The organism is Brachyspira alvinipulli ATCC 51933 (genome assembly GCF_000518245.1).
Taxonomy (GTDB): domain Bacteria; phylum Spirochaetota; class Brachyspiria; order Brachyspirales; family Brachyspiraceae; genus Brachyspira; species Brachyspira alvinipulli.
The window spans coordinates 152,043-166,476 of sequence record NZ_JADF01000008.1; the positions used below are offsets into that span (position 1 = coordinate 152,043).

Sequence of the window (14,434 nt, forward strand, 5' to 3'; positions counted from 1 at the left end):
CTGTTTGCTGTTTGCTGTTTGCTGTTTGCTGTTTGCTGTTATACTATTCATCTATTTATTATAATTCTAATATATAAAAATGTCAAATATACATAAAAAATATAATCACAATAGATAAATAAAATCATTTATCTATTGTGATATTGATTAGAATATATAATTAAGTAAAATATTATTTAGTGTAAACTCTTCCGTTATGCTTTTCTTTAATCTTATCAACTGTATCAGATATCATATTAACAGATTCCATTATATCTTGAAAAATATCAGGCTTTATAGACTGAGCACCATCACATAAAGCATGTTCAGGATCATTATGCACTTCTATTATCATACCATCAGCACCTGCAGAAATAGCAGCCAAAGTTAGAGGAAGCGCCATCCACGATTTGCCGCTTGCATGAGAAGGATCTCCTATAACAGGTAAATGACTTAAACGCTTTATAGCAGGTATAGCTGAAACATCAAAAGTATTTCTAGTATAAGTTTCAAAAGTTCTTATACCGCGTTCGCATAATACTACATTTTCATTTCCTTGATTAAGTATATATTCAGCACTCATGAGCCATTCTTCTATTGTATTTGCCAAACCTCTTTTTAATAGAACTGGTTTTTTTAATTTTCCTACCTCCTTTAAAAGTTCAAAATTCTGCATGTTTCTTGCACCAATTTGAATCATATCCACAGTATTATCAAATTCTTCTAAATGTCTTATAGATACTATTTCACTAACTATAGGTATTAAAACTTCTTCTTTTGCAAGTTTCAATATTTTTAATCCGTCAAGTGCTAATCCTTGAAAAGCATAAGGAGATGTTCTTGGTTTGAAAGCCCCTCCTCTAAGTATTGAAGCTCCTGCTGCTTTAACACTCTTAGCTATACTTATTAATTGTTCTTCACTTTCAACAGAACAAGGACCAGCAATAATTGTAGGTCTTCCCTCACCTATTTTTACTCCGCTTACATCAACTATGGTATCTTCTTTTTTAAAAGCTCTATTTGCTCTTTTAAATGGTTCTTGAACTTTTAATACTTTTGATACTCCAGGTAAAGATGATATTAAATCTCTATCTATTTTAGAAGTATCGCCTACCATTCCTATTATTGTATAATCAACACCGATACTTTTATGTATTCCAAGACCTGCAGTCTCTAGTCTTTTTACAATGTTATTTACATGCTCCTCTTTAGCATTTGGTTTCATCACAACTATCATAATATAATTCTCCTTAAGTGATTAATAGTAGATAATTAATATTGATTAAATTAAAAATGTATGTTTGTTTTAAAATAGAAAAATAGATACTCTGGCGTCTTAAACGCCATAATAGAAGAAGTAATAAGCGTAGATGCTTTTAAAATTATTTGAAAATAAATTACCTTTCATAATTTTAATTCTATATTAAAAAATAAAAAAGTCAAATGATATTTTATTTTTTTAATTTAAAAAGCAATAATTTATAATTATATATAATTGATTTTTATAAGCAAAATATTATTATAAAAAATAAGTATATATTAAATATTTTATATACTTATTTTTATAATAACTATAATTTAAGCTAAAGATAAAGCAACTTCCATCATATTAGTAAAAGTTTTCTCTCTTTGTTCAGCAGTAGTAGCTTCTCCAGTAACTAAAGAGTCAGAAATAGTTACTATACAAAGAGCATTAACTCCTGCATAAGCAGCATTCATATACAAAGCTGCAGCTTCCATTTCAACAGCTAGTACTCCCATTTTAGCCCATTTAGATGTTGCATTGTTTGCTCCATAAAATACATCAGATGAAACTATATTTCCTACATGATAATTTATTTTCATTTCATCAGCTTTATTAACTGCCTTTCTAAGCAATTCATAACTAGCTATTGGAGCATAAGTACCAGGAAGTTCATATTGAGATGCATAATTAGAATCAGTGCATGCTCCCATACCAATAACTAAATCTCCAATATGAAGTTTATCAGATATAGCACCAGCTGTACCAATACGTATCAAATTTTTACATCCATAAAAGTGTATAAGCTCATAAGTATAAATACCGCATGACGGCATACCCATTCCAGTACCTTGAACAGAAACTTTTTTTCCTTTATATGTGCCAGTAAATCCAAACATATTTCTAACTGGATTATATTGACTAACATTTTCTAAAAAATTTTCAGCTATAAATTTAGCTCTTAGAGGATCACCAGGTAAAAGTATAGTTTCTGCAATATCACCCTTATTCGCTCCTATATGAGGTGTAGACATACTTCAAATCTCCTTTCAATTAAATTATTTTTTTTTACATTATAAGCATAATATAGTTTATATCAAGTAAATAGATATTGAATATAAATGAAAATAATGTAATATAATAACATGAGTAAAGTATTAAAACAATCTAAAGCTGTGCTTGTTATGGCATTAATGTATAATGATATTAATGTGTATAATTCGGCATTAGAAAAACTTATAAATAATTTTGGAAATATCGAAGTTATTAGCGATGAATACTTATTCTCACATTCCATTTACTACAAAGAAGAAATGGGAGAATCTTTAAACAAAAGATTTATAGTATTCAATAACATGATAGAAAGAGATTATATAAGTAATGTAAAAAGAATTACGGATAATATAGAAAAAGAGTATTTAGATAATTATAAAAACCGCAGAATTAATATCGACCCAGCAATATTGACATTAGAAAATTTTATTCTAGTAACCAATAAAAATTTTACACATAGAATATATTTGAAAGATGGAGTGTTTGCAGATTTAACTCTAATATACAAAAAGAAAAAAGGATATACAGAATTAGAATGGACTTATGCTGATTATTCAAGTAATGAAACTAAAACTTTTTTAAATAAAATAAGAGAGCTGTTCTATAATAGACTTATAGAAAGCTCTCCATTTGGTTCTAACTGGAACAATTAAAGCATAATTATGAATCTTTTATTCCAGCAATTTTTACAAACTCTTTATCCCATACACCAATATGCTCTATCAAAAGTTTTGCTAAAAGTTCAGCAAAATCAATGGCCACTTTATGCCAATCATTGCTAGATTTAAATGCTTTATATTGATCATCTATAGCTTTTTCAAATTTTCTATGCTCTTCAAAATGTTCTTTTATCTTATGGTATTTATCCTTATGTTCCATTTGTATCTTTTGTTCTTCAGAAAAATGGTATTTTGTATAATTAATAGCACCCTTAAATGCCTCATCAACATCTTCTTTAACACCATTATATAACGCGGAATGCACTTTATTAGCATACTCTATTATTTGAACATGTTGTCCATCTATAACTTTATTGTGAGTATAATATTGATCAAGCCATTCTAATTTTCTAGCCCCCAATTTGAAGAAACTCATAGCATTAGATAATTCTTCCATTTGCTGTTCAAGTTCTTTAGAAGATTCATGCATTGATGAAACCAATGAACTATTACCTTGAGTTTGTGCATCCATATTAGACATAGCATTATTTATACTATCTATACCTATTAACTGCTCTTTTGTAGTATTAGCCATATCAGCAATAACTCTTGTAGTCTCTTCTATTTTATTCTCAATATCTTCAAATAAAGTTCTGGACATATTAGCTGAGTCAGTTGCTTTTTTCACTTTCTCATTACTTTCAGAAATAAAAGATGTAATATTATTAACAGAGCTTTGTGTTGTCTGTGCCAAATTTCTAACTTCCGAAGCTACAACTGCAAAACCTCTTCCTTGTTCCCCAGCACGAGCTGCCTCAACAGAAGCATTTAAAGCAAGTATATTAGTTTGAAATGCTATATCTTCAATAAACTTTACCAAACCGCTTATTTTCTGGCTATATTCAAAAGCCTGACTTGTATTTTGTGCAGTCTCAGCAATTATACTTCCAGCTTCCTCAACAGCATTTCTAGCATTTATCATCATATCATTAATTATAGATGCATTATCTGCTGTTTTTCTTATTGTACTAGAAATTTCCTCTGTAGCTTCTGCTGTCTTTTCCAAATCAGCTGCCTGACTTAATGTTCTACTTGCCAAATCCTTATTTGAATAAGAAAGAGAATAAGCAGTTCTTTTTGTCAAAGCGACATTAGAATTGGCAACATCTATAATATCTCTTATAGAGCTTTTCATATTATCAAAACTTTTTATAAGTTCTCCTACTTCATCTCTTCTCTTGAAATATTTATCATTAATACTAAAAGTTAAATCACCTGTAGAAATTAAATTAGCAACTCTTAATGCTTCTTTTAATGGAGATGTCAATCTTCTAGTAAATAAAACTATAATGGTAGTGACAATCAATATTATAACTATACAAAATAATATTGAAAATAAAAATGTAGCAGATAAAGAAGAATACAATTCTTTTTCTAACATAGTTATTATAATATACCATTCTGTATTATCTATATTATAATATGATATTAAATACTTTTGCTTATCTTCTGATTTGTAATGAGTGATTCCATTCTTGTTTTTTATAACTTCATCATAAATTGCTTCATCAGAAGTAGTCAATAATTTTGTTTTATCCTGATCTGCTAAAATCTTTTTTGAACTATCTATAATAGATAGTTTTCCACTTGTACCTATTTTAGTATTAACTATAAATCTATCTATTAAATAACCCCAATCTACATTTCCAGTCAATACACCTATAGTTTTACCTGTACTATCTTTTACACCTCTCCATATTCTATAAGTAGGATTTCCAGTAGCTACAGATTTTGCTATGCTATTTTCTCCTCCGGAATTATATCCTGATGAAACAAATTTTTTCCATCCTTCATCATTTTGATCCATATAAACATTATTTAAAATTCCATTTTCAGAATCTATTATGGCTCTTCCATTTAAATCCAATACTATAAAATTAACAAATGAATCTCTTGAACTTTTAAAATACTTTAAAGCTTCTTCTGCTCTTAATCTTAAATTAGTATCTCCTGGATTTTGAAGAAAAGTTATTAATGATTCGGATGTAACAAAATTAGCCATAGATGAGTTATTATCTTCCAACCATAATGTAATAAGATTTTTATATGAAATAGATGTAGATTCAAAACCATTATTAACGGCATTGTCAATAGATCTCATGCTAAAAAATAATACAATGGAAATACTTAAAAATATAGACAATATTATTGTAGTAATGAATAAAAAAGGTATTTTAAACCTTAGACTATATATTTTCATTTCTTATCCCCGTAATACTATTATATTATAAATAATATCACTTATAAAAATAATTTCAATATAATAATTATAGCTTATAAGTAATAAATATTATTTAAATATAATAATTAGTAAAAAACATTGTCATAAAAAAAATTTATTATTTTACGTAATAATAATAACAAAACTTTTAAAAAATTCAAAAAAAATTGCTAAAACTTAATAGTTTTTAATAAAATAATATATAAAAGTATAAGATATAATACAATTTAGACTATGATATAAATTATTTGTCATATATTCCAGCAATCTTTACAAACTCTTTATCCCATACACCAATATGTTGAATAAGCCATTTACTTAATATATCAGCCATATCAGATGCAGTAACTTTCCAATCATTTGTTGAATCAAGTTCCTTTAGTTTTGCTGTCACCAAAGATTCAAAATTTCTATGCTGCTCAAAATGCTCCTTTATCTTTTTATATTTATCAGAATTTTCTTCTTGAAATTTTTCCTCATCAGAAAAATGATATTTAGTATAATCTAAAGTCATATTAAAAACATTCTTTACTCTTTCAAAATCATCCTCATATATAGCTGAATATATATCATTAATAAAATTTACTAAATTCATATGCTGTTCATCAATATAAGAGTTATTTGTATTATAATGATCAGACCATTCTAAACGTCTCACACCAGTTTTAAAAAAGCTCATAGCACTGAAAAAATCATTAGTCTGTTTTTCAAGTTCACTCGAAGAAGTTTTCATCAAATCTACAAGATGAGCATTTTCTCTAGTTTTAGAATCTATATTAAGCATAGATGTATTTATTTTATGTACATCCTCTTCTTGTTTATGCATTGTATTAACCATATTTTCCATAATAGCAGTTGTACTCTCTATCTTTTTTTCTATATCAGAAAATAATTTCTGAGACATATTAGCAGAATCTGTTGCTTTTCTAATTTTATCATTACTATCTTCTATTAAAGAAGTAATGTTTTTAGCAGATTCAGAAGTACTTTGAGCCAAGTTTCTAACCTCTGAAGCTACAACAGCAAAACCTCTTCCCTGCTCTCCAGCACGTGCTGCCTCAACAGAAGCATTTAAAGCAAGTATATTAGTTTGAAATGCTATATCTTCTATTATTTTAATTATATCTCCTATTTTTTTACTAGATTCAAAAACGAGAGATGTATTTCTAGCTGTATCATTTATAATAGAACCTGCATCTGATATATCATTTCTAGCATTTATCATACTATCGCTTATTGATTTTATATTGCTTGTTGATTCTTCTATAGCTGATGATATATTTTTCATAGAAACACTTGTCTGATTTATATCAATTGCCTGAGATGTTGTTCTGTCAGACAGATCTTTATTAGAATAGTAAAGAGTATATGCTGTTCTCTTTGTATGAGATATATTAGAATTGACAACTTTAATAATATCTTTTATAACTATTTTCATTTTACTGAAACTATTTAAAATGTCTCCTATTTCATCTTTTCTATTTAAATATTTATCCATTATAACATTTGTAAGATTACCGTTAGCTATTAATTCTGCTTCTTTTACAACAATATTTAATGGTTTTATTAAACTGTTGGAAAATAACCAAACTATAACTATAGAAAACACTATCAAAATAACACTTACTATTAAAGGAAGTATAAGCATAAATTTTACAGGAGCATAAAGCTCTCTTTCCCCTATTGTAACTACAATATACCAATGAGGATAAATAATAGGATTAAAATACATCATATAAAGATATCCATCATCACCTCTAAAATGCTTTATTCCTGTCTTTAATTCAGTCATATTATCAAGCGGTTTAAAATCTTTTATATTAGTTAATATTTTAGTTTCATCAATATGTGCAATAATATTCTTATCTTCATCTACTATCATAATATTTCCAGTTTTGCCTATATTATAATTAGCTATTGAATGACGCATAAAATCTGCCAAATCTATATGATAAGACAAAATTCCTATTATATTTCCATTAGCATCATTTATATCAGAATACATTTTAAATACTGGTTTTCCTGTTATATATGATTTTGATACTCCCATTTTCTCATTCTTCAAATTTTCATTATACATATAAAAATCAGGATCTATTCCTTGATTGTAATTGATTAATGAATCATTATCAGAATCTAATAAAGCCTTACCTTCTGTATTTAATATAACAAAGTGAAGAGATGACTTTCTATAATTTTTAAATGATACCAAAGCATTTCTTGCTAATATTGTATTCTCCTCATTTGGATTTAGCAAATAATTTACCACACTGTCATTAGTAGAAAAAGTATCTACTATAGATTGTTGTTGTTCTATCCATAGATTAGCTGCACTTTCATAAGCAACAGCTGTTGATTCAAATCCATTTTGAGCCGCTATATCAACAGACTTCAATGATATTAGAAACATTATAATAGTTATTACCAATATTGATAATGTAATAGAAAGTCCCATAATAAGCGGTATTTTAAATGTTAAACTATTAAGTTTCATTTTTTAACCCTTATTATAAAATTTGTAAGGTATTATATCACATTAACAAATAAAATCAATTAGAAAAATGAATAACCTGTCTATAATAATCTAATTGTATAAAAATAAAATAAATTGTATAATACAGTAGTTCACTTTATCATTTATGTTAATTGGAGTTATTATGAGTTTAATGATACCTTATGAAAATGAAATAGATGAAAAAGATAAAACAATAATAGAAGAATTTATACTAAACAATATAAAAGAATATGAATATAACTCAGCAAAATTAACGGAATTAACAATAGAAGCGGTATCATCTTTAAGTGCCGGAAAATCTAGAACAGAATTTTTAGCTAATCAGGGATTTTTTAAAAATATATTCAATTCTATAACAGGACAAAATAGAAAAATAAGAGGTGAAATTGACTATAATTATGCTATAGTAAAAAATGCATCTTTAAAAATGATAGACTATTTGGCTAAACAGAATAAGATAACCTATGAAGGTCTTATATATATTAATAATAAATTAAATAATATAGAAAAAAATATAGAAGAGGAACTTCTAAGTATATGCATAAATGTAAGAGAGTCTTTCAATTATATATTAAATAAAATAAACAATGAATCAAACAGAATAGACTCTTTAGAAAGAAAAATACAACTATTAGAATTCAAAGCCTCAGCAAATATATTAGAATTCAATGAAATAAAATATACAGATATGGACTGTATAGAAAAAATTATCTGTCTAAGTAATGATATGTTTTCAAAAATATGTTATTCAAATAGTAATGAGGATGCAATATCAAGAGAACATATTTATATGATAAAGGCTATACTTACAGATTTTAATATAAATATAAATCAAAATACAAAAATAATATATATATATAAAAAATTAATAGAGAAGCCAATATTTATAAATAAACTTATGGAAAATACAAATGAAATTGAAATTCCAGAATATGTAATACCAATATTAAGCGGTGCTAAAAAGATATATAAATTAGATAATGAAGAAAAATATATTATTAATGCCTTAAGCAAATATAATGATAATATCAATGATATAAAATTAAACTTAATAAGTGAATATGGAATCAATATATCAAATTTTGATTATAATTCTGAAATAAATAATTATGAACTTATAATTCTTATAATGAATGAACTAAAATTAACATCTAAAAAGACTCAGCTTCCAATAAACACTATAGCAATTAACATAAATGACAGACTAGAGCTTGCTGAAAAATATTTAAAAGAAAAAAAATATAAAAAATCAATAAGAGAATGCGACATAATACTTTCAAAAGGAAATAATAAAAAAGCAAATGAAATAAAAATAGAAAGTATGTATAAACTTCTAATAATACAAACTAAAAAATATGATGCTCCAATATGTTATAAAGAAATAGCAAAAATATATCTAATAAGAAAGGATTATGAGAATACATTAAAATATTTAAATAAATATTTTGACTCCTATTCATCAAATAAAGAAATATATAAATATAAGCAAAAATTAAAATATCAATACCAAAAAATTAAACAGTATAAAGATAAGATAGAGAAAAAATTAGAAAAAACACCTGATAAAAATAAAAAAGAATATTTAGATTTTATAAATGATTTTTGGGGAGTATATTTAAGTAAAATATAGGAGCTTTTCTATGAAAAAAATAGGTTTAGTTTTAGGAGGAGGAGGAGGACTTGGAAGCTATCAAATTGGCGTTTGGAAAGCTTTAAGAGAATATAAAGTAGATGAAATGATTACTGTAATTTCAGGTACCTCTGTAGGAGTACTCAATGCCTGCTTAATCGCTCAAAATAATTATGATATAGCAGAATATATTTGGACTAATGAAATAGAAGATAAAATACTTTCCAAAAAGAAAATAGATAAAAATAATAATTTTATATCCTCTCATGGTATATTTACAAGAGAAGGTTTAATAGAAATAATTGAGAAATATTTAAATATAGATATTATTTCAAATTACAAACATTCCATATATGCTGCTGCAGTAAATTTAAAAAAAATAAATATTGAATATTTTAAATTGAATGGTAAAAGTCATAAAGAAATAAAAGAAATTATGATGGCAACAAGTGCAATACCTTTAATATTTGGAAGACAAAACATAGGCGGAACAAATTATATAGACGGAGGAGTTGAAATACTACATGGTAATAATCTGCCTATAACACCCCTATATAATGAAGATTGTGATGAAATAATAGCTATTAATTTATATAAAGATGCTGCTATAGAAAAAAATAAAAATTTCAAAGTTTATGAAATAGTGCCTAGTAAAGATATAGGAGACTTTTTTAGCGGTGCTATGGATTTTTCTCTTGAAGGCGCTAGAATGCGTCTTGAAGAGGGATATAATGATGCAAAAAAATTATTAGAGCAAGTATCTGCGATGGGAAAAACTCAGCTGGAAATAATGGAAAACAACAGCAGAATGTATAAAGATGAACTTAATAATAAAATAAGAAATAAACAATTAAAAGACAAACTACATGATGCTATAGATAATCTAAGAATTAATGATGAAAAATAAATTAAATATTTATTTCAGCTAATTGTTTAAAATATATAAAAATTCTTTTAAATCATTTAAATATTATTATCTAAATCCCATATATCTTTTTTCATAGCATACTCAAAACTGCAGTATTTACTAGATTGTTTCTGTTCATATTTATTACAAGTATCAAATCTAATATAATTATTTATATAGAACTTATCAAAATCTTTATCGCTTATATTTTTATTATGGACTTTTAAACATTCTCTCCAACTCTCTAAACAGTCAGCAAAAACAGAGTCAGATTTTTTTATTGATTTTAATACTGTTTCTAATTCACCATATCCATTTACATTCATAATATAACATGCAAAATCAACATCGAGTTTAGAAGATTTTTCTAATTTATTTATTGATGTAAGCTCCACATCATCACATACTTTTTTTAAAGCATTATTTATAAACTCAATTCTTTTATCTATGCCTTCTCTGTCAGCATCTAAAATAATGCCTATTCTATCGTATTTATCAAATTTTATATCTTTTAGTTTTTTATTAAGGTTGTTTATGCCTTCTAAACATTCAAATTCACAAATACATTGAACATTCACATTATTAATATTATAATATTCAATTAATCTTTCTATAAAAAATTTATCATTCTTACTTTCAACTATTATTAAATTATTCACCCCTAAACTCTCCATTATTGAGAAGTGCATATCCCAGCTGCTCATTATCTCTGTCTTTTATATTGATAAGACCTGTTTTTTTGTTTCTATAAAACTCTAAATATAATCCATCATTGTCTTTGTTTTCTTTATTAAAAGCCTCTATACATTCCTTTGAATGAGTAGCTGCAAATACCTGACAATTAGCCTCTTTGGATATATCAAAAATTAATTTCCATAACTTAGGATAATTTGTATAATGTATGCCGTTTTCTATTTCATCAATAAATAAATATCCGTCCTTACTAGCCCATATAGCACAAATTATAGCAATATATCTATTTATACCCTCACCAAATGAAGATAATAAAACAGGCTTCTCTCTGTCTTTTAATTTTAATTTCAATGTTACTTTATTATTATTAAAAATTTGTCTAATACCAATAATATTTTCATCAAATATTTTTAATGAATTATCAATATAATCTTCTTTACCTAAATTAGTTAATTGACCATATAAAGATGCAATATATTCTTCATCAGCTTTAAAAGAATGTATAAAATGATAATCATCTTTAATTATAATTTTATCATTACAAAAATCGTATATATCTAATTCAAATTCACTATAACCAACAATTAAATTAAAATAAGGAGTAGTAATCATTCTGTTTTCTTTTGAAGGATCTTTTATATATATTATTTTTACATTTTTATTATTAGTTTTAATATTGATAATATATTCATCATTATAAAAAAAATCTATATCAATATCATTATTTTGTCTGCTTTTAATCATTTGTCTCATATTAATATGAAGCTTCAAAGCATCTTCTGAATATACTGAAAGATTAACTCCTTCCATAAAAGAAGTTTTTCCTACATTGTTCTGTCCGCCTATTAAATTAACTCTTTTAAAACCATCAAATTCTAATTTTTTAAAGCATTTAAAATTTTCAAAAGATATGTTTTTAACAAAATGATTTTCCATTACTGCCTCTTAATATTTTACATAAAATCAATTTTATGTTTTAGAATTATTATTGTCAAGATACAATATATATTTGATAAATAAAAAATATATAGATTACATTTAAATAATCTTTATAGGAAGCAGTCTTTCTAATTCTGTTTTTGATATTTGAGTATTGCCTGTTATAAGACTCAATACCTTTATATTATTTTCATCATTTAAGGCATTATAAATATATTCCAATGTGTAATTTTTATTATAACTGCTTAGAGGATATATTATATTAACATGGTTCTCGCATACAAATTCTTTTTCTTTTACTATAGCTGCTTTTATATTAATGTTTTTATGGGAGCCTGTTATTCTATTAACAGCTATAACATTGTTTTTTATTATTAAATCTTTTGAAATATTTTTTATATACTGAAGTTTTCTTTTATTTGGTATAACTATTTTTCCATCAACTATATTAGATGAATATATAAGAGGTATAGCATTATTTTTATCGTCTGTTAGATTTTCTCTATATTTATTCCAAGCAATGCTTCCTGTTTTTACCTCATAGCCTATTTCTTTTAAACTTATAGTATCTTTATATGCTTTATTTAAAAATGCTTTATCCTCTGTAAATATTGTAATATCATTTTTTGAGAATATATATTTTTTATTTTTATGAGTATTAGTTTTTTTGAGTATTAAAAGCATAACCTTTTGATTAGCCATATAAAAATTATCAGAACCTTCAACAATATTCAAATATTCAATACTGCCATGATTCATTATATATTCTCTTAACTTGCTGAAAAAAGCTCCATTATTCATAGAAGGAGGCACGACATAAGCTAAATATCCTCCGTCTTCTAAAAGATCTAAACCTAATTTTATAAATATAGAAAATATGTTAACTCTTCCGCTTATTATATCAGAATGTTTTTTCTTTAATTCTTTATCGGGCTTGAATTCAAAATATGGAGGATTTCCAATAACATAATCATATCTAATAGATTTATCAGTATCAAGCTTCAAAGTATCCAAGCATTTTATATTAGCATTATTTATCAATTTTTTGGATATAGCAACTAAACTCTCATCAATATCAAAACCGTATAATTTAGGATTTTCAAAATATTCATTACATGACAAAAGAAACTCTCCGCTTCCGCATGCTGGATCAAGTATTTTAGCATTATCTTTTTTTTCTGAAATAGATGTTAATTCTTTTAAAAGCAAATCTCTTATAGTTTTAGGCGTGAAGTATTGCCCTAATTTTTTTCTTTTTTCTATATCAGTATTTTTTAAATAGTCAATACTTTCTTTAGTATAGTCTTCTAACATATATAATTCTCTTAATCCAAAGTAGCACAAAAATCTATTACATTATTTTCACATTTTATTCTATCTTCATGTAAAAAATAATCTATTTTTGCATTTTCATTTATAGTTTTATTCTGTTCATAAGCACGTCTAACATAAACATTAAATCCTCTATCAAATTTATATGCAAATAAATTATTCTTGCTTTCTTTTTTCATTTTATTTTTAAAATTATCTTCTAGTTTCTTTATCTCTTCAAAAAACGATATTAATTCATTTCTCTCATTCATAGGAAGCACATCATCTCCTATAAAGAAAGTAACATCTCCCCTGCCGTAAGAACCAAATATATAAATAGCATTAGATTTAGGAAGATTGCTATTCCACATAGGACTAGATGATTTACCGCTGCTGTATTTTATTTCTATAGCTATAATTTTTTTAGCTGTAAATATTAGAAAATCTGGAAAATTCTGACTGCCATAAGGCTGGCATATAAAGCAGTTCTCCATACTCTTATCTTCTAAAACATAAATATTATCAATTACTTTATCAGAACTTTTATCTAAAATATCACTCTTTATAGACGAAAGTATATTTTTCATATCCTTATCATCATGCATACGTCTATTAAATCCATGACGTTTCAAAGAGGTTTCAAATCTGTCTTCAAATTCATTCCCCTCTTTGCTTTTCAGCCATTCTTTCTTGTTTTTTTTAATATCTATAAATATTTCACTGAGCATCCGCTTAATATATATAAAAAATTAAATATTTTCAAGTATAATATCATTATAATAAGGATTTATTTAAAAATTAATCATATTTTTACTTGACTAACGACATATTTTTTATATAATGTATATTATAAAAATATATTTATGGAGTTTTATAATGCAAGAATTAGATAAAGATAATTTTGATGAAAAAGTAATAAATTCTAAAGAATTATGCTTAGTTGACTATTTCGGCGATACTTGTGAGCCTTGTAAAGCATTAATGCCTCATGTACATGAATTAGCTAAACAATATGAAGGTAAAGTTCCATTCTATTCTTTCAACACTTCTAAAGCTAGAAGATTAGCTATTCGTGAGAAAATTTTAGGACTTCCTACTATTGCTATCTACAAAGATGGTGCTAAAGTTAAAGAAGTTACTAAAGAAGAAGCTACTATTGAAAACATTAAAGCTATGGTAGATAGTATGCTATAATATTGATTATTATTTTTGAAATAAAGGGAC

The 14,434-nt window shown here is 25.5% G+C and carries 12 protein-coding genes; 4 read left to right on the top strand and 8 right to left on the bottom strand.

Going from position 1 to position 14,434, the window contains the following annotated elements; all coding sequences use genetic code 11:
- Positions 1–172: 172 nt before the first annotated feature.
- Together aroF and deoD are read right to left on the bottom strand one after the other, a co-directional pair.
- Positions 173–1,216, bottom strand: coding sequence for a 3-deoxy-7-phosphoheptulonate synthase (gene aroF, locus T324_RS0100565; protein WP_028328493.1), 1,044 nt, complete (start codon positions 1,214–1,216; stop codon positions 173–175).
- A 341-nt stretch (positions 1,217–1,557) separates the two neighbouring features.
- On the bottom strand, positions 1,558–2,256 hold the full coding sequence (deoD, locus tag T324_RS0100570) for a purine-nucleoside phosphorylase (protein WP_028328494.1): 699 nt from the start codon (positions 2,254–2,256) through the stop codon (positions 1,558–1,560).
- 111 nt (positions 2,257–2,367) lie between these two features.
- Here deoD and T324_RS0100575 point away from each other — a divergent pair, with 111 nt between their 5' ends.
- Positions 2,368–2,928 (top strand): DUF4416 family protein, encoded by a 561-nt coding sequence (locus T324_RS0100575; protein WP_028328495.1) that lies wholly within the window; start codon positions 2,368–2,370, stop codon positions 2,926–2,928.
- 7 nt (positions 2,929–2,935) lie between these two features.
- On the opposite strand, the gene T324_RS0100580 is transcribed toward T324_RS0100575, so the two are convergent.
- The gene (locus T324_RS0100580) at positions 2,936–5,194 is read right to left on the bottom strand and encodes a methyl-accepting chemotaxis protein (protein ID WP_028328496.1); all 2,259 of its coding nucleotides are present in this window, start codon (positions 5,192–5,194) and stop codon (positions 2,936–2,938) included.
- A gap of 265 nt (positions 5,195–5,459) precedes the next feature.
- Positions 5,460–7,709 carry a methyl-accepting chemotaxis protein gene (locus T324_RS0100585; protein ID WP_028328497.1) on the bottom strand — a complete coding sequence of 750 codons (2,250 nt, stop codon included), beginning with the start codon at positions 7,707–7,709 and terminating at the stop codon, positions 5,460–5,462.
- A gap of 163 nt (positions 7,710–7,872) precedes the next feature.
- Here T324_RS0100585 and T324_RS0100590 point away from each other — a divergent pair, with 163 nt between their 5' ends.
- Together T324_RS0100590 and T324_RS0100595 are read left to right on the top strand one after the other, a co-directional pair.
- Positions 7,873–9,360 carry a hypothetical protein gene (locus T324_RS0100590; protein WP_028328498.1) on the top strand — a complete coding sequence of 496 codons (1,488 nt, stop codon included), beginning with the start codon at positions 7,873–7,875 and terminating at the stop codon, positions 9,358–9,360.
- A 10-nt stretch (positions 9,361–9,370) separates the two neighbouring features.
- A complete protein-coding gene (locus T324_RS0100595; RefSeq protein WP_028328499.1) occupies positions 9,371–10,267 on the top strand; it encodes a patatin-like phospholipase family protein in 897 nt (298 codons plus the stop codon).
- Positions 10,268–10,323: 56 nt separating this feature from the next.
- Here the strand turns inward: T324_RS0100595 and T324_RS16380 are convergent, their stop codons facing one another.
- The 4 genes from T324_RS16380 to T324_RS0100615 form a co-directional block, all read right to left on the bottom strand.
- Positions 10,324–10,926 (bottom strand): DUF3226 domain-containing protein, encoded by a 603-nt coding sequence (locus T324_RS16380; protein WP_051436759.1) that lies wholly within the window; start codon positions 10,924–10,926, stop codon positions 10,324–10,326.
- A complete protein-coding gene (locus tag T324_RS0100605; RefSeq protein ID WP_028328500.1) occupies positions 10,919–11,896 on the bottom strand; it encodes an AAA family ATPase in 978 nt (325 codons plus the stop codon). Before T324_RS0100605 ends, T324_RS16380 begins: the two co-directional genes overlap by 8 nt.
- Before the next feature lie 102 nt (positions 11,897–11,998).
- Complete coding sequence (locus tag T324_RS0100610; RefSeq protein ID WP_028328501.1) at positions 11,999–13,213, bottom strand: HsdM family class I SAM-dependent methyltransferase; 1,215 nt, start codon at positions 13,211–13,213, stop codon at positions 11,999–12,001.
- 11 nt (positions 13,214–13,224) lie between these two features.
- Positions 13,225–13,938 (bottom strand): hypothetical protein, encoded by a 714-nt coding sequence (locus T324_RS0100615; RefSeq protein WP_028328502.1) that lies wholly within the window; start codon positions 13,936–13,938, stop codon positions 13,225–13,227.
- 148 nt (positions 13,939–14,086) lie between these two features.
- On the opposite strand from T324_RS0100615, the gene trxA reads away from it, so the two are divergent.
- Entirely contained in the window at positions 14,087–14,404 is a 318-nt protein-coding gene (trxA, locus tag T324_RS0100620) for a thioredoxin TrxA (protein ID WP_028328503.1), read from the top strand.
- The last annotated feature ends 30 nt before the right edge of the window (positions 14,405–14,434 follow it).